Origin of the sequence: Halomonas sp. ML-15 (assembly GCF_014779595.1) — a bacterium.
Lineage (GTDB): Bacteria > Pseudomonadota > Gammaproteobacteria > Pseudomonadales > Halomonadaceae > Franzmannia.
Genome location: NZ_JACXZT010000009.1, coordinates 228,213 through 249,193, shown reverse-complemented (window position 1 = coordinate 249,193; position 20,981 = coordinate 228,213). Strand labels below are relative to the sequence as shown.

At 63.7% G+C, this 20,981-nt stretch carries 20 protein-coding genes; 6 read left to right on the top strand and 14 right to left on the bottom strand.

Annotated features, from left to right (window positions below):
* Window positions 1-20: 20 nt before the first annotated feature.
* Window positions 21-677 (top strand): HAD family hydrolase, encoded by a 657-nt coding sequence (locus IEI94_RS06830; protein WP_224749968.1) that lies wholly within the window; start codon window positions 21-23, stop codon window positions 675-677.
* Here IEI94_RS06830 and glnE read toward each other — a convergent pair.
* The 5 genes from glnE to trmB form a co-directional block, all read right to left on the bottom strand.
* Window positions 674-3,664: a bifunctional [glutamate--ammonia ligase]-adenylyl-L-tyrosine phosphorylase/[glutamate--ammonia-ligase] adenylyltransferase gene (glnE, locus tag IEI94_RS06825; protein WP_191166552.1), complete on the bottom strand. Its 2,991-nt coding sequence runs from the start codon at window positions 3,662-3,664 to the stop codon at window positions 674-676. The genes IEI94_RS06830 and glnE overlap by 4 nt on opposite strands.
* A 103-nt stretch (window positions 3,665-3,767) precedes the next feature.
* Window positions 3,768-4,139: a diacylglycerol kinase gene (locus IEI94_RS06820; RefSeq protein ID WP_191166551.1), complete on the bottom strand. Its 372-nt coding sequence runs from the start codon at window positions 4,137-4,139 to the stop codon at window positions 3,768-3,770.
* Between the two features lie 84 nt (window positions 4,140-4,223).
* On the bottom strand, window positions 4,224-5,702 hold the full coding sequence (gene dacB / locus IEI94_RS06815; RefSeq protein WP_191166550.1) for a D-alanyl-D-alanine carboxypeptidase/D-alanyl-D-alanine-endopeptidase: 1,479 nt from the start codon (window positions 5,700-5,702) through the stop codon (window positions 4,224-4,226).
* 14 nt (window positions 5,703-5,716) lie between these two features.
* The gene (locus IEI94_RS06810) at window positions 5,717-6,046 is read right to left on the bottom strand and encodes a DMT family transporter (RefSeq protein WP_191166549.1); all 330 of its coding nucleotides are present in this window, start codon (window positions 6,044-6,046) and stop codon (window positions 5,717-5,719) included.
* A gap of 29 nt (window positions 6,047-6,075) precedes the next feature.
* The gene (trmB, locus tag IEI94_RS06805; RefSeq protein WP_191166548.1) at window positions 6,076-6,795 is read right to left on the bottom strand and encodes a tRNA (guanine(46)-N(7))-methyltransferase TrmB; all 720 of its coding nucleotides are present in this window, start codon (window positions 6,793-6,795) and stop codon (window positions 6,076-6,078) included.
* Window positions 6,796-7,116: 321 nt separating this feature from the next.
* Here trmB and IEI94_RS06800 point away from each other — a divergent pair, with 321 nt between their 5' ends.
* From IEI94_RS06800 to IEI94_RS06780, 5 genes are all read left to right on the top strand, one after another.
* Entirely contained in the window at window positions 7,117-8,997 is a 1,881-nt protein-coding gene (locus tag IEI94_RS06800) for a beta-ketoacyl synthase (RefSeq protein ID WP_191166603.1), read from the top strand.
* Window positions 8,998-9,051: 54 nt separating this feature from the next.
* Window positions 9,052-9,531 (top strand): pantetheine-phosphate adenylyltransferase, encoded by a 480-nt coding sequence (gene coaD / locus IEI94_RS06795; protein WP_191166547.1) that lies wholly within the window; start codon window positions 9,052-9,054, stop codon window positions 9,529-9,531.
* A 44-nt stretch (window positions 9,532-9,575) separates the two neighbouring features.
* Complete coding sequence (locus IEI94_RS06790) at window positions 9,576-9,824, top strand: YfhL family 4Fe-4S dicluster ferredoxin (RefSeq protein WP_191166546.1); 249 nt, start codon at window positions 9,576-9,578, stop codon at window positions 9,822-9,824.
* A 22-nt stretch (window positions 9,825-9,846) separates the two neighbouring features.
* Window positions 9,847-11,184, top strand: coding sequence for an MATE family efflux transporter (locus IEI94_RS06785; RefSeq protein WP_191166545.1), 1,338 nt, complete (start codon window positions 9,847-9,849; stop codon window positions 11,182-11,184).
* A gap of 63 nt (window positions 11,185-11,247) precedes the next feature.
* On the top strand, window positions 11,248-12,558 hold the full coding sequence (locus IEI94_RS06780) for a short-chain fatty acid transporter (RefSeq protein WP_191166544.1): 1,311 nt from the start codon (window positions 11,248-11,250) through the stop codon (window positions 12,556-12,558).
* 114 nt (window positions 12,559-12,672) lie between these two features.
* On the opposite strand, the gene IEI94_RS06775 is transcribed toward IEI94_RS06780, so the two are convergent.
* The 9 genes from IEI94_RS06775 to IEI94_RS06735 form a co-directional block, all read right to left on the bottom strand.
* Window positions 12,673-13,017, bottom strand: a complete 345-nt coding sequence (locus IEI94_RS06775; protein ID WP_191166543.1) for a RidA family protein — start codon at window positions 13,015-13,017, stop codon at window positions 12,673-12,675.
* A gap of 97 nt (window positions 13,018-13,114) precedes the next feature.
* Window positions 13,115-14,236, bottom strand: coding sequence for an NAD(P)/FAD-dependent oxidoreductase (locus IEI94_RS06770; protein ID WP_191166542.1), 1,122 nt, complete (start codon window positions 14,234-14,236; stop codon window positions 13,115-13,117).
* Window positions 14,233-15,627, bottom strand: coding sequence for an NAD(P)/FAD-dependent oxidoreductase (locus tag IEI94_RS06765; protein ID WP_191166541.1), 1,395 nt, complete (start codon window positions 15,625-15,627; stop codon window positions 14,233-14,235). Before IEI94_RS06765 ends, IEI94_RS06770 begins: the two co-directional genes overlap by 4 nt.
* Window positions 15,627-15,929, bottom strand: a complete 303-nt coding sequence (locus tag IEI94_RS06760; RefSeq protein WP_191166540.1) for a (2Fe-2S)-binding protein — start codon at window positions 15,927-15,929, stop codon at window positions 15,627-15,629. The genes IEI94_RS06765 and IEI94_RS06760 overlap by 1 nt, the downstream gene beginning before the upstream one ends.
* Window positions 15,904-17,022 carry an NAD(P)/FAD-dependent oxidoreductase gene (locus tag IEI94_RS06755; RefSeq protein ID WP_191166539.1) on the bottom strand — a complete coding sequence of 373 codons (1,119 nt, stop codon included), beginning with the start codon at window positions 17,020-17,022 and terminating at the stop codon, window positions 15,904-15,906. Before IEI94_RS06755 ends, IEI94_RS06760 begins: the two co-directional genes overlap by 26 nt.
* A 9-nt stretch (window positions 17,023-17,031) precedes the next feature.
* Window positions 17,032-17,826 carry an ABC transporter permease gene (locus tag IEI94_RS06750; RefSeq protein WP_191166538.1) on the bottom strand — a complete coding sequence of 265 codons (795 nt, stop codon included), beginning with the start codon at window positions 17,824-17,826 and terminating at the stop codon, window positions 17,032-17,034.
* Between the two features lie 14 nt (window positions 17,827-17,840).
* Window positions 17,841-18,743 (bottom strand): ABC transporter permease, encoded by a 903-nt coding sequence (locus IEI94_RS06745; RefSeq protein ID WP_191166537.1) that lies wholly within the window; start codon window positions 18,741-18,743, stop codon window positions 17,841-17,843.
* On the bottom strand, window positions 18,736-19,800 hold the full coding sequence (locus IEI94_RS06740; RefSeq protein WP_191166536.1) for an ABC transporter ATP-binding protein: 1,065 nt from the start codon (window positions 19,798-19,800) through the stop codon (window positions 18,736-18,738). The genes IEI94_RS06745 and IEI94_RS06740 overlap by 8 nt, the downstream gene beginning before the upstream one ends.
* 82 nt (window positions 19,801-19,882) lie before the next feature.
* Entirely contained in the window at window positions 19,883-20,917 is a 1,035-nt protein-coding gene (locus IEI94_RS06735) for an ABC transporter substrate-binding protein (RefSeq protein ID WP_191166535.1), read from the bottom strand.
* Between the last annotated feature and the right edge of the window lie 64 nt (window positions 20,918-20,981).

Below are 20,981 nucleotides of genomic sequence, written 5' to 3'. Positions count from 1 at the left end.
GCACGCCCATGGTTGCGCTCTTGACCCACCCGCGCGCGGCGCTGGTGTTCGACTTCGACGGGGTGATCCTCGACTCGGCGAGCCTCAAGCGCGAGGCCTTCGCCGCACTGTACGACGACTATCCCGCTCACCAGCGAGAGGCGATCCACGCCTACCTGGGCCGCCGCGGCGGCCAGCCGCGGGAGGTCAAGTTCCGCCATATCGAGTCGCATATCCTCGGCCGCGACGTGGGTGCGGCCGATATCGACGCCCTCTGCGCCCGCTTCAAGTCGGTGGTCGCCGAGCGCATCCGCGCCGCGCCGGCGATCCCCGGGGCGCTCGACTTCCTGAGCCGCTGGCAGGGCCGACTGCCGCTCTATCTGCTCTCGGCAACCCCCGGCCATGAGCTGCGCGAGATCGTCGAGCAGCGCGACCTGGCACGTTATTTCGAGGCGGTGATCGGCGCGCCCCCGGACAAGGTCACCGGCATGCGCAACCTGCTGGAGCGCTACCGCCACCCGGCCGTGCATACGGTGATGATCGGCGACTCCTACAACGACTACCGTACCGCCCGCGGCAACGGCACCCGCTTCGTGGGTGTCTGCGCCGACCCGAGCGCCTCGCCCTTCCCCGATGAGGTGGTCACCACCCCCGACCTGCACGGCCTGGAGGCGGCGATGGCACGGCTGTCGCCTTAAGCGGACGCGTCGTCTTCAGCCTCGCCCATCCAGCGCTGCCAGACCCGACACACCAGCTCGCGGTGCGCCGCCACTTCATCAGCCGCGACCATCCGCTCGCCCTTGGTCAGCGCAGCGCGGTGGGTGGCGTGGCGGTAGGCCAGGTAGGCGTCGCGCAGCCCCTGGGCCTCTTCGGCGGGCAGCCGCTGGCAGGCCTCGAGGGTCTCGAGCAGGCGCATATTGTCGCTCCAGCGCAGCAGCTCGCGAGTATCGGCGCTCATCGCCAGCACCGCGAACTGGCACAGGAACTCGATATCGACCATGCCTCCGGCGTCCTGCTTGAGGTCGAAACGCCCCGCTTGCCGGGCGCTGGCGGTGCTGCCCAGATGGTCGCGCATCTTGTGGCGCATCTTGACCACCTCTTCGCGCAGCGAGGCGAGGTCGCGGCGTGCACCGAGGATCTCGCTGCGAACGGCGTCGAAGCGCTCGCCAAGATGGCGATCGCCGGCGACGACCCGGGCACGCACCAGCGCCTGATGCTCCCAGGTCCAGGCCTGGTGGCGCTGGTAGTCGGCGAAGGCCTCCAGCGGCGTGACCAGTAGCCCGGCGTTACCAGAGGGCCGCAGCCGCATGTCCACTTCGTAGAGCGCACCAGCCGGGGTCACCGCGGTGAGCAGGTGGATGATGCGCTGACCGAGGCGGGTGAAGAATACCGGGTTGTCGATCGGCCGCGGTCCGTCGGTGGTGCCCTGGGAGGCGGCGTCGTGGATGAACACCAGGTCGAGGTCCGAGCCGTAGCCGAGTTCGATACCGCCCAGCTTGCCGTAGCCGACGATGATGAAGTCGGTGTCGCCGGGCACGCCATCGCGGCGCTGCGGCCGGCCGTGCTTGCGGGTCAGGTGCTTCCAGGCCATCGCCAGCACCTGCTCGAGGACCACCTCGGCGATGTAGGTCAAGAAGTCGCTGACCTTCATCAGCGCGCGGGCACCGGCGATATCCGAGGCCGCCACGTGCAGCACCTGGGCGTGCTTGAACACCCGCAGCGCCTCGAGCTGGGCCTCTTCGTCGTCTTCCGGGATACGCCCCAGCGCCTGGCGCAGCTCGTCGGCGAGGTGCTGCTTGTCGGCCGGGGTGTAGAGCGTCGCCGGGGTCAGCAGCTCATCGAGCAGGATCGGGTGGCGGGCGAGCTGCTCGGCGATCCACGGGCTCGCCGCGCAGAGCCGCATCAGGTGGCTCAGGGCCTGGGGGTTCTCACGCAGCAGCGCCAGGTAGGCGGTGCGCCTCAGCACCCCCTCGAGCAGCGGCAGCACCCGCTCGAGCACCAGGTCCGGGGCCTCGCTGTCGGCCATCGCCGCGAGCAGCATCGGCATCAGCGCATCGAGGCGCTCGTAGCCGATACGCTGCATGCTCTTCACCGCCCGCGACTCGCGCAGGGCCGCCAGGCGCTTGGCGGCCGCGGCGGCATCCGCGAAGCCCGCCCCGCGGAGCAGCGCCTGGATATCATCGTCGTCCATGATGCCGCGCCACAGGCCGCGCCACTCGTCCAGATCGGGCTCGTCGTCGCCGTCGGCAGCCTCTTCCACCTCATCTTCCGGGTCGGCGATCACCGCGTCGAAGTGGCCGCGAATGCGCCCGCGCACCTCGTTCAGGCGCGCCATCAGCGCTGGCCAGTCGGGCTGGTCCAGCGCCAGGGCAACCCGCTCGCGCTCCTCGTCGTCCTCCGGCAGTGCCTGGGTCTGGCGATCCTCGAGGGCCTGGATAGCGTGTTCCAGGTCGCGCAGGAAGGCGTAGTCGGGCTCCAGCTCATCGACCACCGGCTGGGGTAACAGACCCAGCGCCGGCAGGGTGTGCAGTGCCTGGCGCAGCGAGGTGATCTGCAGCTCGGTGTCGCGGCCACCGCGGATCAGCTGAAAAGCCTGGACCACGAACTCGACCTCGCGAATGCCGCCGCGGCCGAGCTTGATGTTGTCGTCCATGCCCTTGCGCCGCACCTGGCGATTGATCATGTCCTTCATTTCGCGCAGCGACTCGATGGCGCCGAAGTCGAGATAGCGGCGGTAGACAAAGGGCCGCAGGCTGGCCAGCAGCTCGTCGCCGGCCTGGCGGTCGCCGGCCACCGGGCGCGCCTTGAGCATGGCGTAGCGCTCCCACTCGCGGCCCTGGTCCTGGTAGTAGCTGGCAAGCGATGAGAAGCTGCCGACCAGCGGGCCGCCGTCGCCCAGCGGGCGCAGCCGCATGTCGACGCGAAAGGCGAAGCCGTCGGCGGTGACCGCGTCCAGCGCGCCGATCAGCTTCTGGCCCAGCTTGGTGAAGTACTCCTGGTGATCGAGCTCGCGCTTGCCGCCCTGGGTGGTGCCCTTGTCGGGAAAGGCGAAGATCAGATCGATATCCGACGACAGGTTGAGCTCGCCGGCGCCCAGCTTGCCCATGCCCAGCACCACCAGCCGCTGCGGTTCGCCGTCGCGCTCGGCCGGCCACCCCCAGCGCTCGGCGTGGTGTGCCTCGAGCCACCCCAGGGCGCCCTCCAGACAGACCTCGGCGAGGCGAGAGACGCTGCCCGCCGTGGCCCACATGTCGATACCCGGCGGGCGGGTCAGGTCGCGCCAGACGATGCCCAGCATGCGCGCCCGACGAAAGCGCCGGACCACACGCTGCATGGCCGCTTCGTCCTTGGCGTCCTGGAGCAGTTCAGCCAGCCACTCGGTCTGGGCATCGGCGCTGGGCGGTGCGTCGAGCTCGTCGGCGGCATCGAGCTGCATCAGCCAGTCGGGGTAGCGCATCAGGGTATCGGCAGCGAAGTCGGAGACGCTCAGCACCCGCGCCAGCTGGACGCGGCGCGGCGCCGAGAGCGCTTCCCAGCTGGCGCTGGGACCCTCCTGCTGCTGCATCTCGGCCAGGTTATCGGCCTGGCTCAGCGCTTCGTCGAGTCGCTGGCTCAGCTGGCCGAGGCGCGTATGCAGCGCCCTGGGCAGGTCGTCGCGGGGCAGGAAATCGTCGGGCAGCGCCATGGGCATCTCTTCGTCAGCGGCAAGTTGCCCTCAGCATAGCGAAGCCCAGCGGCGGGGGTCACCTTTGATGCCTATGACAGCCGCTTGGATCTGACCCGGGGGCTTACCCTATTAGCCGCTGGCCGATCAGCAGCAGCCAGGTGATAGCGGCAAACAGCAGCGACAGCATCACCGCCGCCGAGCCGATATCCTTGGCGCGACCGGAGAGTTCGTGGTGCTCGGTGCCGATGCGATCGACCACGTTCTCGATGGCGCTATTGAGCAGTTCGACGATCAGCACCAGCAGGCAGCTTCCGATCAGCGCAATCCACTCCAGCGGCGTACGGCCGATCCAGATCGCCAGCGGCAGCAGCACCAGGCACAGCGCGACCTCTTGGCGAAAAGCCGCCTCGTTGCGAAACGCGGCCTTGAGGCCCTTGAGTGAGTAGCGGGTCGAGTGCACCAGATGGCGCCAGCCGGTATGCCCAGGTTTCATGGTATCGCTCTTGCTATGGAATCGGAGCCGCCGCAGCGGAAAGGTGACGATAGTAGCAAAACCGCGCGATGGCGACGTCGCACCTTAGTGGTCACGAATCATGGCATCGAGGTCCTCGGCCAGCGGGTCGAGCACCTGGGTCCAGTTCAGCCAGGGCGTGCTCGAGGTGCCGTTGACCAGCGCGGTGAATACCCCCCAGCGCCCGCTGTCGGTGCGGAAGTAGCCGCCCACCGAACGCACCGCAAAAGGCTGATTGAGGGTGCCGGTCTTGAGCATCACATTGTTCTGAAAGCGCTCGCTGCCGCGGCGAATGAAGCGCGACGGGCCATTGACCGGCGTTTGCATGCTGGCCAGCAGGTGTGGAAACAGCGCCGGTCGCTGATAGGCGTACTCGAGCATCGCATTGACCCCCGCCGCCGAGGTGCGGTTGGTGGTGGTCAGGCCGCTACCGCTGTGCAGCGTCACCGGGCCGTGGCCGGGAATCGCCGTGACATAGGCCTCGAGGGCCTGGGCGGCTTCCTCCAGCGAGGTCTGGGCGGTGGGCACCAGCCCCAGGTTAAGCACGTCGGCCATGAAGTTGTTGGAGTAGTTCATGGTCCGCAGCACCAGCTCCTGAAGCGGTTTGCCGTCCACCGCCGCCAGCCGGCGAGCGGCGCCGTTGGGCTCCTCCGTGGAGGTCACATAGGGCACCCCGGCAGCGTCGCCGCCGACCTCGATGCCGGCCTGGGCAAACAGCGCCAGCAGCGTCTGAGCGGTCTGGCTGGCCGGGTCGGAGCTGGCCCGGTAGACCTCGCGAGGGTGGGCGTTGGCGGCGATCTGGCCGCGCAGGATCATGGTATCGCCGCTGCCGTCGGTGACGCGCTCGGCGTTGAGCTCGGTGGTATTGCCCGCGGCCACGGTGGTGACCTGATTGTTGATACCGATCACCGGCTCGACGGTGTCGCAGCTCAGTACCCTGGCCGAGTCACCGACGCTGGCAGCAGGATGTACGTTCATGCACCAGCTGCCGTAGTTGACTCCCGCCGAGCTGAGCAGTGCACTGTAGGTGTTGGCCGAACGTTCGACGGTCTCGCAGCGGTCACGGGTCACGCAGGCCACCGGGCCGAAGCGCCACTGGCTGACCACCAGCTGGCCGTTGATGCTGCGTATGCCGCGCTGGCGCAGCAGCTGCACCAGTTTCCACAGCTCCTCGGAGACCAGCGCCGGGTCGCCGCCGCCCTCGAAGATCAGATCCCCCTGCAGGACACCGTCGGCGTCGATCTCAGCGGCGCTCTTCAGCTCGCTGGTGAAGCGGTGCTGCGGCCCCCAGCGATCCAGCGCCGCCGCCGCCAGGTAGATCTTCGATACCGAGGCCGGCGATAGCTGGCGCTCCGGGGCAATTGCCCCCAGCAACTCGCCGTTGCCGTCCAGCAGCCGCGCCTCGGCGCTGATCAGAAAGCCCTGCTCGGTCATTCGTTCGAGGTTGGCGAACCCGGCGGCCATGGCCGGCAGCGCCAGCAGTGACAGCGACAGGCCGCCTATCAATAGGGCAGCAACTCGCGGGGCGATAAGGCGACGCAGCATGCACAACTCCTGAATCAGTGGGCCGAAACCTTGGAAAACACCTGTATGACCACCACCCCGCCGATGATCATCGCCAGACCCAGCAGCGCCGGCAGGTCGGGCACTTCGCCGTAGAGTAAGATGCCGATCAGCGTGACCAGCACGATCCCCAGCCCGGCCCAGAAGGCGTAGGCGACGCCCACCGGCAGGGTACGCAGCACCAGCGTCAGCATGTAAAACGCCGTGGCGTAGCCGACCACCACCAGCACACTGGGCCATAGCCGGGTGAACTCGTTGGACGCCTTGAGGGCGCTGGTGGCGATCACCTCGGCAATGATCGCCAGCGCCAGAAAGAGATATGTCATGGCCTGCTCCTGCAAATTGGCCCGCCAGTCTAGCGCTCGAGATCCAGACTGTCCCGCGGCACCAGTTCCGGTCGCCAGGCAAGCGATGCCTTTAGCCGCCACAGCGTCTGGCCGCTGACGAGGTACTTGCGCTCGAAGGGAGTGAGCGGATCGCCGCCCGGATCGAAGGCCTCGATCGTTGCCGACACGCCGGTGACCTGCCCCAGCGCCTGGCCGAACTCCTGCACATAGATCGCCCAATTGGAGCGCAGTTCCAACTGACCGCCCAGGGCCAGCAGATGCGGCAACACCGGGTGGCCCTGCCAGCGCAGCTTGAGATGCACCGACTTGGGATAGGGATTGGGGTAGAGCAGGTAGTGGTACTCGGGCTGCCAGCCAGCCGCCAGCGCCAGCCGCCAGAAGTCGACCAGGTCGGCGCGCACCAGTTGGGCGTTGGCCGGCAGCGGGCCATGGTCCCGCGACAAACGATCGGCGCTGCGGTCGATGCCCAGCACGGCATGCCCAGGATGGTGCAGGGCCAACCGCCGGGTCGACAGCCCCACGCCGCAGCCGGCATCCAGCACCAGTGGCTTGCCCTGCTCGGCCAACCAGCCCGCGGCGGTGTCGAAGGCGGCTCGGGTGTGCTCGGCGATGGGCTTGCGCCAGGGGTGCTGGAGGGCACGCTGCACGCGACGCGGCAGATCATCATGGGGCCCGGTCTGGCGGGACTGAATAGGGCGTGACGGCGAATGGGAGTACAAGGCGGACATGGCAGCGGCAGGGTGGCAGAATCAGTGGCCATGGTAGCAGCCCGCCGCCGCCGACACAGGCCATGCGATGCGCAAAAAAACGGCGCCCCCCGGAGGACGCGCCAACTACCAACTCGTATGACTCAAACAGCCGTTTCATCCTAGCGCTGCATCGCGTCAATTTCAAACATTTGTTTTACCGCCGACCGACTAACGCTCACGGGGGCTGCATGACGCCACGCCGAACCCGGTGCTATCATCGTGGCATTCGAAAAAACGACTCGTAGACACCAACAGCACAACGAGGAACGCGGCTTGTCACAGTTACCGGTGATTGTCGGCATGGGCGGGGTCAACGCCGCCGGCAGAACCTCGGGCCATCAGGCCTACCGTCGCACGGTGCTTGCTGCCCTGCACAAGGATGACCAGGAACAGACGCTGCTGGGCTTGGCCGCCATGATGCGCCTGGCCCAGCCCAGCGAGGACGACACCTGGCAGGATGCCAGCGGTGAACCACTGGACGCCGCGGCGCTGGTCGAGCGCTATCGCCAGCGGGTCCTTGATCACACCCTGATCCGGCGCATCGAGGATCCGCGCTTCAACGAAGACGGCATTCCCGCCAATCGTCAGGCTCAATTGGCCATCGACGCGCCGATGACCTTCCGCGTGCGCCGCCGCCAGCTGCCCGACACCCTCCCCGAGACCTGGCAGGTCCGCGAGATCGACCGCCACCAGTTGGAGGTCAGCGTGCCCGCCGGCACCCTGGACGTGATGCTGCCCGAGCGGCGCCCGGCCCAGGTGCGTGCCGCCGGCCAACTGCCCAGCGGCTTCGAACCGAATCGCTTCTACCGCAGCGTGCACCACCCACGCGGGCTGTCGATGAGCATCTTCGGCGCCTCCGACTGCCTCGGTCAGAGCGGCCTCTACTGGCAATCGCTGCAGGACCGCCTCGATCCCGACGACATCGCGGTGTATGCCGGCAACTCCATCGGTCAGCTCGACGACCCGGGCTGGGGCGGGCTGCTCAAGAGCTTCGTCTCCGGCAACCGCGCCACCTCCAAGCAGATGCCGCTGGGCTACGGCCAGATGCCGGCCGACTTTCTCAACGCCTATGTACTGGGCAGCGTTGGCGCTACCGGCTCGGTGCAGGGGGCCTGCGCGAGTTTCCTCTACAACCTGCGCCTGGGCGTCGATGACATCGCCAGCGGCCGCCGTCGCGTGGTGATGGTAGGTACCGCCGATGCGCCGATCACCCCCGAGATCATCGAGGGCTTCCGCGCCATGGGCGCGCTGGCCGACGACGAGAGCCTCAAGGCGCTCGACGCCCTGGCGCTGCTCACCGATGCCGACTATCAGCGCGCCTGCCGGCCGTTTGCCCGCAACTGCGGTTTCACCATCGCCGAGGCCAGCCAGTTCGTGCTGCTGATGGACGACGCCCTGGCGCTGGAGGTCGGCGCCCAGATTCTCGGCGCGGTACCCGGGGTGTTCGTCAATGCCGACGGTTGGAAGCGCTCGATCTCGGCGCCGGGTATTGGTAACTACATGACCCTGGGCAAGGCCGTGGCGCTGGCCAACGCCATACTCGGTCCCCAGGCGGTGCGCGAGCGCAGCTTTCTGCACGCCCACGGCACCAGCACCCCCAAGAACCGAGTGACCGAATCCCATGTCTTCGACCGCATCGCGGCGGCCAATGGCATCGACGACTGGCCAGTGGTGGCCGTCAAGGCCTTCGTCGGCCACTCCCAGGGCAGCGCCGCTGGCGATCAGCTGGCCAGCGCCCTGGGCAGCTTTGCCCATGGCTGGCTACCGGGCATCCCCACCCTGGATGCGGTGGCAGACGATGTCCACGCCAAGCGGCTGCGCTTCTCCCGCGACGCCCAGGCCTTCGAGGCCGACGCCTGCTTCATCAATGCCAAGGGCTTCGGCGGCAACAACGCCACCGGCCTGGTGCTGTCGCCGGCGGTGACCGAGCGCCTGCTGGTCCAGCGCCACGGCGCCGCCGCCGTGGAGGCCTGGCGCACCCGCCGCGAGGCCACCCTGGCGATCAGCGCCACCTACGAGCGCGTCGCCGACCGCGGGCATTTCCAGGCGCTTTACCGCTTCGGCGAAGGCGTGCTGGAGGGGCCCGAGCTGACCATCAGCGCTGCACAGATCGAGATTCCCGGCTATGCGCGGCCGGTGTCGCTGAACGTCGCCAACCCCTACGGGTCACTCGACGACTGAGCAGCGTTTCACTGGCGGCGTCATCCATACAACTACTAGGGAAGCAGCGCTGGCATGAATATCGTGGTTTACCCCGGCACTTTCGACCCCATCACCAACGGCCACTACGATCTGATCGAACGTGCCGCCAAGATGTTCGACAAGGTGGTGATCGCAGTGGCAGCGAGCCCCGGCAAGCGCCCCGCCTTCGACCTCGACGTCCGCGTGGCGCTGGCCCGTGAGGTGGTCAAGCCGCTGCCCAACGTCGAGGTCACCGGCTTCGCCTGCCTGCTCACCGAGCTGCTCGAGCAGCAGGGCGCACGGATCATCCTGCGTGGCCTGCGCGCGGTGTCAGACTTCGAGTACGAGCTGCAGCTGGCCAACATGAATCGCGCCCAGTCTCCCGGGGTGGAGAGCGTCTTCCTCACCCCGGCGGTGGAGAACTCCTATATCTCCTCTACCATCGTGCGCGAGATCGCTCGGCTGGGAGGCGATGTTTCCCAGCATGTGCACCCTATGGTCGTCGAGGCGCTCGACAGGCATTACAATACCTGAGTAACGTACTAAGACTTACGCTCAGGCAATCCCGAGGTAGCCCCATGGCCCTGATGATCACCGATGAGTGCATCAACTGCGACGTCTGCGAACCCGAATGCCCCAACGGCGCCATTTCGCAGGGAGAGGAGATCTACGTCATCGATCCCGGCCTGTGCACCGAGTGCGTCGGTCATTTCGACGAGCCCCAGTGCCAGCAGGTGTGTCCGGTGGACTGCATTCCCCTCGACCCCCAGCGCGAAGAGAGCCGCGACGATCTGATGAAGAAGTATCAGCGCATAACCGCCGCCTGAGCCTACCGCCGCAAGGACGCCGATGAGCGCCGCTTCCACGACCAGCCCCGACCGCCGCATCTGGCTGCTGGCCTGGCCGATCATCCTCTCCAACATTACGGTGCCGCTGCTCGGTCTGGTGGATACCGCCGTGGTCGGCCACCTGCCCGACTCGCGCTACCTGGCCGCGGTCACCCTCGGCGCGACCCTGTTCAGCTTTCTCTACTGGGGTTTTGGCTTTCTGCGCATGGGCACCACCGGCCTGACCTCCCAGGCGGCGGGCCGCGAAAACGACAGCGAGGTGCGCAACCTGCTCGGCCAGTCGCTGCTGATGGCCGGCGGCATCGGCGTGGCGCTGATCGTGCTCTCGACGCCGCTGATCGATCTCGGCCTGTGGCTGCTCGACGGCAGCGAAGTGGCCACCGAGCTGGCCCGGGAATACGCCCAGATCCGCATCCTGTCGGCGCCGGCGGTGCTCGCCAACTACGCCATCCTCGGCTGGTTCCTCGGCCAGCAGAACGCGCGGGTGACGCTGGCCATCCTGGTGCTGACCAACAGCGTCAACATCGTGCTCGACCTGCTGTTCGTGGTCGGCCTGGGCATGACCAGCGACGGCGTGGCCTGGGCCACGGTGATCGCCGACTACACCGCGCTGGCCTTCGGCGGCTGGCTGGTGATGCGTCAGCTCAAGCTGCTCGAGGGCCGTTTCCTGCGCCAGCGCCTGCTCAAGCTTGGCGCCTACAGCGAGCTGTTTCAGGTCAATAGCCACCTGTTCATCCGTACCCTCGGGTTGCTGTTCGCCATGGCCTTCTTCACCGCCCAGGGCGCCAGCCAGGGCGACACCGTGCTGGCCGCCAACGCCGTGCTGCTGCAGTTCATCATGCTGACCTCCTACGCCCTGGACGGTTTCGCCCACGCTGCCGAAGCGCTGGTGGGCCGCTCGGTGGGGCGTCGCCGCTGGGACGAGTTCGGCGCGTCGGTGCGAGCCGCCACGCGCTTCTCACTGATCGCCGCCGGAGGCGCTTCACTGGCCTTCCTGCTCGGCGGTCAGGCGCTGATCGCACTGCTTACCGACCTCCCCGAGGTACGCGCCACCGCCGCGCTCTACCTGCCCTGGATGATCGTCATGCCGCTGCTGGCGGTGTGGAGCTACCTCCTCGATGGGGTCTTTATCGGCGCCACCGAGACCCGCGCCATGCGCAACAGCATCTTTATCGCCCTGGCGGCCTATCTGCCGCTATGGTGGTTGACACAGGGCCTCGGCAACCACGGCCTGTGGCTGGCTTTTACCGTCTTCACCCTGGTGCGCTCGGCGACGCTCACCGGCTACTACCTCAGCTACCGGCAGAAGCGTTGGCGGGCCAGCGTTGACCCAGCCTGAGCGGCCAAGTCAGGCTGAGTGCGCTAACTTGGATCTACCCAAACTAATAAAAGCGACCGTGCCATGCTCAAGTTCCTGTCACGCCCAGCCGTGAGGCTGGTAGAGCGTTACCTGCCCGATCCGTATATTTTCGTCCTCTTGCTGACCCTGATTGCCGCCACCGCTGCCATCGCCGTGGAACGCCAGACGCCGCTGGCGGTGATGCGCTTCTGGGGTGATGGCTTCTGGGGGCTGCTGGCATTCTCGATGCAGATGCTGCTGGTACTGGTGACCGGCTTCATGCTGGCCAGCTCACCACCGGTCAAGCGGCTGCTCGAACGGCTGGCCGGCAAGGCCACTAGCGCCGGGGGTGCCATCCTGCTGGTGACCGTGGTGTCTCTGGCGGCCAGCTGGATCAATTGGGGCTTCGGGCTGGTGGTCGGTGCGCTGTTCGCCAAGGAGCTGGCACGCCAGATTCGCGTCGACTATCGATTGCTGATCGCCAGCGCCTACTCAGGGTTCGTGGTCTGGCACGGCGGCCTGGCCGGCTCGATCCCGCTGACCATCGCCACCGACGGCCACTTCAGCGTCGAGCAGATCGGCGTGGTCGGCACCGGCAGCACCATCTTCGCCTTCTTCAACCTGGCGATCGTGGCCTGCCTGTTCGTGGCCGTGCCGCTGGTCAACCGCATGATGCTGCCCGACGACAAGGACAGCGTCTATATCGACCCTGCCCAGCTAGACGATACGCCGCCAGCGCGCAGTCGCATCACGCGCCCCGCCGAGCGCCTCGAGAACAGCCAGGCGCTGGCCTGGCTGGTCGGTATCCCCGGACTGCTCTTCCTCGCCGATCACTTCCTGCTACGCGGCGGCAGCCTCAACCTCAATATCGTCAACTTCCTGTTTCTGTTCCTGGCGATCGTTCTGCACCGTACACCGCGGCGACTGCTCGACTGCCTGCACGAGGCGATCAAGGGCGGCGCCGGCATCGTCATCCAGTTCCCCTTCTACGCCGGGATCATGGCGATCATGGTCGAGTCGGGGCTGGCCCAGAGCATGTCCGAGGGGCTGGTATCGTTCGCCACCGAGGCCTCGCTGCCGTTCTGGTCATTCATCAGCGCCGGCATCGTCAACCTGTTCGTGCCGTCGGGCGGCGGCCAGTGGGCGGTACAGGCCCCGGTAATGCTGCCCGCCGCCGAAGCGCTGGGCGTCGATGTCTCGCGGGTCGCCATGGCGGTGGCCTGGGGCGATGCCTGGACCAACCTGCTGCAGCCGTTCTGGGCCCTGCCGGTGCTGGCCATCGCCGGGCTCAAGGCCAAGGACATCATGGGCTTCTGCCTGATCCAGCTGTTCATCACCGGTGCGATCATCGCGGTGGGGCTGACCTGGTTCTAATACCATTCGGGCGCTTACTGCCCTGGAGTCTGCTGGTTTCGACCGATCTTTGCGTACACTCCCATCACCTCACTGAATGAGGTGATGGGTTAACGCAAAGGGGTCACCGAGACACTACTTGGCGGCGGTGGCCACCAACTCCAGCAGCACGTTGTCGCCCAGGTCCGCGACCCCTAAGGTCGCCCTGGCAGGCAGATGCTGTGGATCGAACCACTGCGTCCAGACATCATTCATGCCCTTCTTGAGATTCAGGTCGGCCACGTAAGCCGTCGCCGACACGATGCGCTCCTTGTTGGTTCCCGCTTCGCCTAGGTAGCTCTCCAGCTTGTCCAATACTTGCCGAGTCTGGCCGGCCATATCCAAGCTAAGATCATCCGCAATGATGCCACCAAAGAATACGAAACCATGGGCCTCAACGGCACGGTGCATGATGGGGGTACGAATAGTGCGTTCTATCATCTGATCAACTCCTTTGATTGCCTGTCTATAGGCGTAGTGTCACTCTTTTCGGCATGCCGAAAGGAGAGCAAGTTGGGTCATGTAGCCAATCAGTGCATCAGCCGGACGAGCGATGGCCCTGAAAGCGCGTGATGGAAAATGGCTTGATGGGATAAGCCGGCTCTCGTTCCATCGCTAGGTCAGCGACGATCTCCCCTGAGATGGGGCTCAGTTGAAAGCCGTGAGCCGAGAAGCCAAAGGCGTGAATAACGCTCGCGGAGGTACTGCTCCGACTCAATACGGGGATCTGATCCGGCATGACGGCTTCTATTCCGGCCCAGGTTCGGACAATGCGTGCCTCATGCATAAAGGGGAATAGACTCACCACGGTGTCGGCATTCTCCGCCAGCCCCCCCAGACAGGTCTCGGCGACCTGGCGTCGCGAGTCGACTTCTCCCCGCACGCCACCACCGATCAGCACCGTGCCGTTTTCAAACTGCTTGAAGGAGAGTGGCCTGGATGTCGCGCCAATGACCGGTCCGAGAAATGGCTTCAGTCGCTCGGTAATCATCAGCATTGGCGCCTCTGCGACAAGAGGTACCGGCTCGCCCAGCCACTGGCATAGCGTGCCGGCCCAAGCACCCGCGCAGTTGATGAGGATGTCGGCGCTGAAACGATGACGCCCTGCCTGAACTTGCCAGCCGCTGCCATGGGCCTCCAGACCGGTGACAGTGACACCCTCGTGGAAGCTCACACCCTGCCGCTGCGCCTGGCGCCGCCACGCTGTCACCGTCCGATAGGGGTTGGCATAACCATCTCCGTCGCAGGCGAGCCCGCCAGGGCAGTGGGGAGAGAGGGCCGGAACGCGCTTACATAGCTCGTCGCGAGTGATGAGATACTCGTGGTCGAACCCAAGGGAACGAACCTGCCGTTCACGCCCAGTCAGCGCCTCCAGGTCGGCGTCACTCTCGGCGACCTTGATCTGCCCCACCGGGCGGAAACCACAGTCGTCGCCGACCACCTCTGCCATGCGTTGCCAACGCTCCCAAGCCGCCATTGCCAGAGGGATCTCCGCGGGATGCCTGCCTAGCCGCCGTACACCGCCGGCGTTAACGCCCGAGGCGTGCCGACCGGCATACGCCTTGTCGATCACCGTGACCCGATGGCCCTGGGCGCTGAGATGGACGGCGGCACTACAGCCATGCAAGCCCGCACCGACGATGACGACCCGGGCGCTCATCTCGAGGCATCCTCAGCGGCCGTTGCCAGCTGCCCCAGAGTAATGGGTTTGAAGGGGGGGCGAAGGCGGTAGTAGCCGGTCTCGGCCACGCTTTGCCCGTTGGCATCGGCCAGCAGCTCGCTCACCGTCAGGCCACACATGCGTCCTTGGCAGGGCCCCATCCCACAGCGGGTAAAGGACTTTGTCTGGTTAGGGCCACGGCACCCTTGATCGGCCATGCGGCGCAATTCACCGGCGGTCACCTCCTCGCAGCGACACACCAGCGTATCGTCCTCAGGCAGCCGCCAATGCGCTGCCGGCCGGTAGAGAACATCCAGGAAGGGACGAATGGCCGTTTCTCGTGCCAAGTCTCGACGCAGCCGTTTAACTTCCTTGCGGGTTTGCTCTTCCCCCGCGCGCCCAAGCGCCATGGCGGCTCCCAGACCTGCTAGCCGCCCCTGTATCGCCGAGGCCTTGGCTCCCACGATACCGCCGGCATCGCCAGCGACCGCCACCCCCTCAACATCTGTCGCCAACCAGGGGTCTGTTCTCGGATGCCAAGCGAGCTGCCGCTCGTCCCAGTCATGGGTGCAGTCGAGGGCCCGTGTGACCTGGGTGTTGGGCACGACCCCCTGATGCAGTAACAGCAGCGGTGTGCTCAGGTAGTGCCACTCTGCACCGTCGCCGCATTGCCAGCGGATGCGCTCCAGTCGCTCATCGCCTTGGGCTTCCAGCGCCGTCACATGCCGCACGTGCCTGACGCCTGCACGGCGCAGTTCAGCCAACAGCCCTACGCCCTTGAACAGGGTCCCCGCACTGCGCAGCGCACCGGGCAGTAACCGTAGTGCGTCTCGGTAATGCCCCGTCGACGTGGTATCGAGCAGAGCGGCAATGGGAATCCCGGCGCGCAGATATTGCACGGCCAGCAGTAACAAAAGTGGCCCACAGCCGGCAAGGACCACCGGTGCCGAGGGTGCCAAGCCCGCACTCTTGAGCAGGATCTGACCACTTCCGGCAGTCATGACCCCTGGCAGGGTCCAGCCCGGAATCGGAAAGGGCCGCTCCATGGCACCATGAGCGAGAATGACATGCCGGGCTCGTATCATCGACGCTTGCTCACCCCGGAGGAGTCCGACCTCGAGCCGCCGGGTGAGCTGCCACAGGGTGGTGCCAGGACGATAGTCGATGCGCGGATCACCCAATCCATCTATCAGCGCCTTGCCCTGCCAGTAGTCTTCACCAAGAATGCGTCGTTCCTTGACAGGGGTCGACTCAATGGAGCGATAGATCTGACCACCAGGTGCCGGTTGCTCATCCACCACCACCGGCTTGATGCCATGAGTCACGGCAGTGGCGGCAGCGGCCATACCGGCTGGCCCGCTACCCAGTATCACCAGGTCATGCGTCGTCATCAGCCGAGTCTCCTTGCACCGTGTTGCGAACGAATCTGCATGCCATCCTTCACAAGAATTTGGCAGCCTTGGACATTGGGAACGCCGTCCACCTCGACCAAGCACTCGAAGCAGACCCCCATCATGCAATAGGGCCCCCTGGGGGCTCCGCTCACCGGCGTGGTGCGGCATGCCTCAACACCAGCCGCCAGCAGCGCCGCCGCAATGGTGTCGCCATCCCGAGCGGTGACCTGCTGGCCATCGAAGTACACCATCACACTCTTCTGTGCAGATGTATCAGGCAGGGGTAACCGTTTGAACATCGAATCTCTCCGCGGTGAAAGGCGCTATTTCGCTGGGCAAGGTGTCACCGGCGATCCAGGGGGCAAGACGCTTGGCATGGGCGGCCGCCAGGGTCACACCGCTATGGCAGCAGGCCACGAATGCGCCAGGGTGAGTAAGGGAGGCCTGATAGAGTGGATAGCCATCCGGCGTCATCACGCGCAGTGCGCCCCAGGTACGCACTACACGCGTATTGGCCAGCGCTGGCAGCGCACGCACGGCACGCTGGGCGATACTCGACAGCACAGGGGTTTCGGTACCTTCATCGAAACCGACGTCTTCATGGGAATCCCCCATCAGGATCGATCCCTCTCCGGTCTGGCGCAGATAGGTGGTCGGCAGGTTCAACAGGGGGCGCATACGCTCCGTGACCAGGATCTCGCCTCGATTGGGTATCAAGGGCGCATGCAGCCCCACCTGAGTGGCTAGGCGGCGGTTACCGAGACCGGCAGCGAGCACCACCCGCGCCGCATGAACTCGTTCCTCATCACGCTCGATCACGAAGCTGCCGCCGCTCTGATGCACTCTGTGAACCCTGCTGCCAGGAAGGAAGGTGCCGCCACAGCGAAGAAAGCCGGCATGCAGTGCGCGCAACAGATAAAGCGGGTTTGCATGTCCGTCCCACCGCGACCATGAGGCCCCCGTGACGCTCTCGCCGATTTCCGGAATCATCTCGCGTAGCTGTTGGTGATCGAGCATGGTGAAATCGAACTGCCCGCCGGTTGCCTTGACCAGCGATGCCAGATCAGCCTGACGAAGCTCCATTTCCTTGCGGCTGTAGCAGAGGTGCACGCCTCCCGGGGCTTGGTGCTGTGTCGCCACCCCAGTGAGCTCCAGGAGCTCATCCGTGAGACTTGGCCACAGCGATGCAGAGCTCATGCTCCAATGTGAATAGCATGGGATTTCGAGCCCCTTTCCCTGGACCCAGACCAGTCCAAAGTTGCCGCGTGAAGCACGGTATGCAACATCGCCTTCATCGAGCAGAGAGACTCGGTGGCCGGCCTTGGCCAGGCCATAGGCAATCGCACTGCCCACTAGACCACCCCCGACGATGGCAAAATCATAAGTTTTCATATGATCTCCTCACCCCTTGCCAATCAGGACGTTGTCGAGTCCATAGATGCGGTCCAGTACGAAAACCAGCAGGGCCGTCAACACGATCAGCACGGTAGACACAGAAGTGATCAGCGGGTCGATGGTGTGAGCGATATGGTTGTACATCTGGACAGGGAGCGTCGTGGTGCTGGGTGACGCAACGAAAATCGTCATCGACAGCTCATCGAAGCTAGTGGTGAAAGCGAGAATCCAGCCGCCCGCAATACCGGGCAAGATAATCGGCATGGTGACACGCCTGAAGACCGTCCATTGGCTGGCTCCCAGTGACAGCGCCGCCTGTTCGACGCGACGATCCATGCCGAATACCGACGCCATTACCAAGCGCATGGTATAGGGCATGATGATGATCACATGGGCTGCAACCAAGGCGTAGAAGCTGCCATAGACGCCGATCCGCGAGAAAAAGCTAAGGAAAGCAACACCCAATACCACATGCGGAATCATCAGCGGAGAAAGGAACAAGCTCACCAGTGCCTCCCGTCCCCGGAACTGGTAACGCGCAATGGCCAAGGCAGCAGGCACAGCGAGTACAGCTGATACGCTGGCGGCGCCGATGCCAAGATAGAGGCTATTCCAGAATGCCTGTATAAAGCTGCGGTTCTCGAGAATCGCCCGGAACCACCTGAGCGAGAAGCCACTGGTGGGATAAGAGATATAACCGTTTGGGGTGAAAGCGACTAGCATGACAACCACAAGCGGTGCCATCAGGAAGATCACGAAAAGAGTGTGAAAACAGAGGGCTAATTTTCCATTATTCTGCATATGAGTTTCTCCTTCTAGCCCAATGTCCGGCGGAAGCGCCGTTCCATCATGCGGTTGTAGCTCATCACCACGATCACATTGGCAATCAGTAGAATTACGGCAATGGCAGCACCAAGGGGCCAGTTCATGGTATTAAGGTATTCGTCATAAGCGGCGGTGGCAGCGACTTTTATCCTTCGGCCGCCTAGGATCGCCGGCGTCGCAAATGCACTGGCAGCCAGGGCAAAGACAATCAAACTTCCGGAGAGTATGCCGGGCATGATTTGCGGCACTACGACGCGACGAAAGACCGTGGAGTGACTTGCGCCGAGCGACAAGGCCGCATGCTCCACAGAAGGGTCGAGCTTCTGCAGAGCAGCCCATACCGAGATCACCATGAAGGGAACTAATACATGAACCAGTGCCAGAATAATGCCGGTATGAGTATACATAAGGTTGCCCGCACTGGCGTTGGCAATACCCAAGGCTTCCAGGGTTTTGCCCAGCAAACCATTTCCCCCGATGAGCAGCACCCAACCCAGGGTACGCACGACCACTGAGATAAGCAGTGGCGTCAAGGTGACGACAAGAAACAGTGACCTCCATGGGCTGCGCATTCTTGAGAGGATATACGCTTCTGGCACGCCAATGGCTATGCACAGCACTACTACGGCGATGCTAATGGCATAGGTTCGAAAAAATATTTCGTGGAAGTAGTCGTCCTTAATGACCTCCATATAATTCGCAGCGCTGAAAGTAGCAATAATACCGTCAGCATAATCAAAACTATTGAAACTGAGCACCAAGGTCATCAATAACGGCATGCCTAGCAGCATCAGGAAAAATATCGCCCCAGGCGCACTCAATAGCCATGGAATCAGCGACGTTGGTAGGAACCGTGGTGTTGTCGCCGGCAGCGTTGATGCAAGTTCAGCCATGGACCTTCTCCTCGAGTAGCCGAATGGCACCAGGAGACCAACTGACACCCACGTCATCCCCTACCGCGACACCGCGTTTCCCCAGGTTGGGCTGGGTGATGAACAACTCACCGGCACTGCTATCGACCTGATAGAGCCAGTGGTTACCAAGGAACAACCGGGTCTTCACCCTGCCTTTGAGCTTGCCGCTCGCACAGTCAGTCAACTCGAGCTTCTCCGGGCGAATCGAGATCTGTACCTGGTTGCTGGTACGAGGCCCTTCTAGCGTGAGCTCGAGCGTCGCATCACCTAAGCGTATGGCAGTCTGGTCGCCCTGCCTCTTCCCGATCAGACCAGTAAGAAGGTTAGTCTTGCCGACGAATGAGCTGACGAAGGCGTCACTGGGTCGTTCATAGGCATTGAAAGGTTCATCGACCTGCACCACACGCCCTTGGTTCATGACCACGACACGGTCACTGAGAGAAAGGGCTTCGGACTGGTCATGGGTGACCATGAGTGTCGTTGTACCGACCTGCTGTTGAATATTGCGCAGCTCGATCTGCATGTCCTCGCGAAGCTTGGCATCAAGATTGGACAGCGGCTCATCGAGTAGTAGAAGCGGTGGCTGAATCACCAGGGCACGCGCAAGTGCCACCCGTTGACGCTGTCCGCCGGAGAGCTCCCTTGGATAGCGGTCCTTGAGTTGTTCGAGATGGACAAGCTCCAGCACCTCCTTAACACGCTGCCGACTTTCAGCTGCAGCGACACGCCGCATCTCCAGCCCAAAACGCACGTTATCGACCACTGTCATGTGCGGGAAAAGGGCATAGGATTGGAAAACGATCCCGATACCTCGCTCATTCGGCTTGCGGTGAGTGATATCTTCACCGTCCATGAGGATGCGCCCCCGGGTCGGCTCTACGAACCCGGCGATCATCTGGAGGGTGGTCGTCTTGCCGCAGCCGGAGGGCCCAAGAAGTGAGACGAACTCACCCTTCTCGATCTCCAGTGAAATATCTTCAGCAGCAGTGGTGGGCCCATAGCATTTTGTCAATGACGTCAGGCTCAGATAGCTCATGGTAGGACTCTCCCAACTCCCCTGCCTGCCAATAGCCGCCAGGCAGGGGTCACCGGTCATGGAATTGATGGTTTGCCGTGGATCAACGCTCGACGCGACGATTCCAGCGGTTTGTCCATTCCATGCGCTGTGGATTAATGGTGTCCCAGTCCACTGAGGTCAGCTGATCGATTCGCTCACCGTAGGGCAAGCTCTCCGCCAGTTCATCATCAAGCTCAGTATATCGGTTTGAGGGTCCCCAACCTTGAGTGTCGGCTAGGAGTGCCTGAATCTCGGGAGAAAGAAGATGTTCCATGAAGGCTCTGGAGAGCTCATCTTCAGCACTTCCATCAACAACACACCCTGCCACCATCAAGGCAACGGCGCCCTCTTCTGGATAGGAAAATTCAACCGGAAATCCAGTATCTGCCAATGCCTGGACACGACCGCTTCCCCAAACCGAGAGTGCAATTTCCTCATTCTGGAAAAGCTGTGACATTCCACCGGCAGACGTTTCGAAGCTGAGGATATTCGGAACGACTGACTCCTGAATATATTCGAAGCCTGGGTCTATATCGTTCTCTCCTCCCCCGTTTAGCCTGGCCGCCATCACCAAGGTATGCAGCCCATAGGTATTGCTGACCGATGGAACAACAATTTTACCCTGGAACTTTTCGTCGGCCAGATCACGCCACGATGAGGGGGCATCCCATCCATTTCGCTCGAACATTTCAGCATTGTAGGCAAAACCAGATGCCACCACGCCAACGCCTACGGCGTCATCATTCGGAAAGCGAGCGATATCATAGACATCGTCCAGCGCCGCCAGACCATTCATTGGTGCACAAAACCCAAGATTGACTGCCTGATACATGGGTCCATCATCGAGCAGTACGACGTTCAGTTCCTGCTGTCCCGCCTGGGCTTGAAGTCGCGCCAGTGTGTCGGTGGAATTACCTGCAACGTACACAACATCGACATCATGCTTCTCTTGGAAGGCCGGAATGATTGATTCCTTCATTGCGTATTCCGAAGAGCCGCCATAAGCACCGATGTACAGGGTATCTGCCTGTACCAATGCTGATGATAGTCCCATCACGCCAGTCATGGATGCAGTGAGTAGTACCCGTCTATTCATGCTTGAGGTCCTTACGTTTGTTGTTGTAGAGGCCCGTCAATACCCACAGCGCTATAGCCTCATT

Coding starts and splice junctions, on each gene's coding strand:
- IEI94_RS06820 (WP_191166551.1), bottom strand. CDS start 4,139: ATGAAACCTGGGCATACCGGCTGGCGCCATCTGGTGCACTCGACCCGC.
- IEI94_RS06745 (WP_191166537.1), bottom strand. CDS start 18,743: ATGGCTGAACTTGCATCAACGCTGCCGGCGACAACACCACGGTTCCTA.
- IEI94_RS06755 (WP_191166539.1), bottom strand. CDS start 17,022: ATGAAAACTTATGATTTTGCCATCGTCGGGGGTGGTCTAGTGGGCAGT.
- IEI94_RS06810 (WP_191166549.1), bottom strand. CDS start 6,046: ATGACATATCTCTTTCTGGCGCTGGCGATCATTGCCGAGGTGATCGCC.
- IEI94_RS06770 (WP_191166542.1), bottom strand. CDS start 14,236: ATGAGCGCCCGGGTCGTCATCGTCGGTGCGGGCTTGCATGGCTGTAGT.
- dacB (WP_191166550.1), bottom strand. CDS start 5,702: ATGCTGCGTCGCCTTATCGCCCCGCGAGTTGCTGCCCTATTGATAGGC.
- IEI94_RS06740 (WP_191166536.1), bottom strand. CDS start 19,800: ATGAGCTATCTGAGCCTGACGTCATTGACAAAATGCTATGGGCCCACC.
- IEI94_RS06785 (WP_191166545.1), top strand. CDS start 9,847: ATGAGCGCCGCTTCCACGACCAGCCCCGACCGCCGCATCTGGCTGCTG.
- IEI94_RS06780 (WP_191166544.1), top strand. CDS start 11,248: ATGCTCAAGTTCCTGTCACGCCCAGCCGTGAGGCTGGTAGAGCGTTAC.
- IEI94_RS06750 (WP_191166538.1), bottom strand. CDS start 17,826: ATGCAGAATAATGGAAAATTAGCCCTCTGTTTTCACACTCTTTTCGTG.
- coaD (WP_191166547.1), top strand. CDS start 9,052: ATGAATATCGTGGTTTACCCCGGCACTTTCGACCCCATCACCAACGGC.
- glnE (WP_191166552.1), bottom strand. CDS start 3,664: ATGGCGCTGCCCGACGATTTCCTGCCCCGCGACGACCTGCCCAGGGCG.
- IEI94_RS06760 (WP_191166540.1), bottom strand. CDS start 15,929: ATGTTCAAACGGTTACCCCTGCCTGATACATCTGCACAGAAGAGTGTG.
- IEI94_RS06765 (WP_191166541.1), bottom strand. CDS start 15,627: ATGACGACGCATGACCTGGTGATACTGGGTAGCGGGCCAGCCGGTATG.
- trmB (WP_191166548.1), bottom strand. CDS start 6,795: ATGTCCGCCTTGTACTCCCATTCGCCGTCACGCCCTATTCAGTCCCGC.
- IEI94_RS06800 (WP_191166603.1), top strand. CDS start 7,117: ATGGGCGGGGTCAACGCCGCCGGCAGAACCTCGGGCCATCAGGCCTAC.
- IEI94_RS06775 (WP_191166543.1), bottom strand. CDS start 13,017: ATGATAGAACGCACTATTCGTACCCCCATCATGCACCGTGCCGTTGAG.
- IEI94_RS06790 (WP_191166546.1), top strand. CDS start 9,576: ATGGCCCTGATGATCACCGATGAGTGCATCAACTGCGACGTCTGCGAA.
- IEI94_RS06735 (WP_191166535.1), bottom strand. CDS start 20,917: ATGAATAGACGGGTACTACTCACTGCATCCATGACTGGCGTGATGGGA.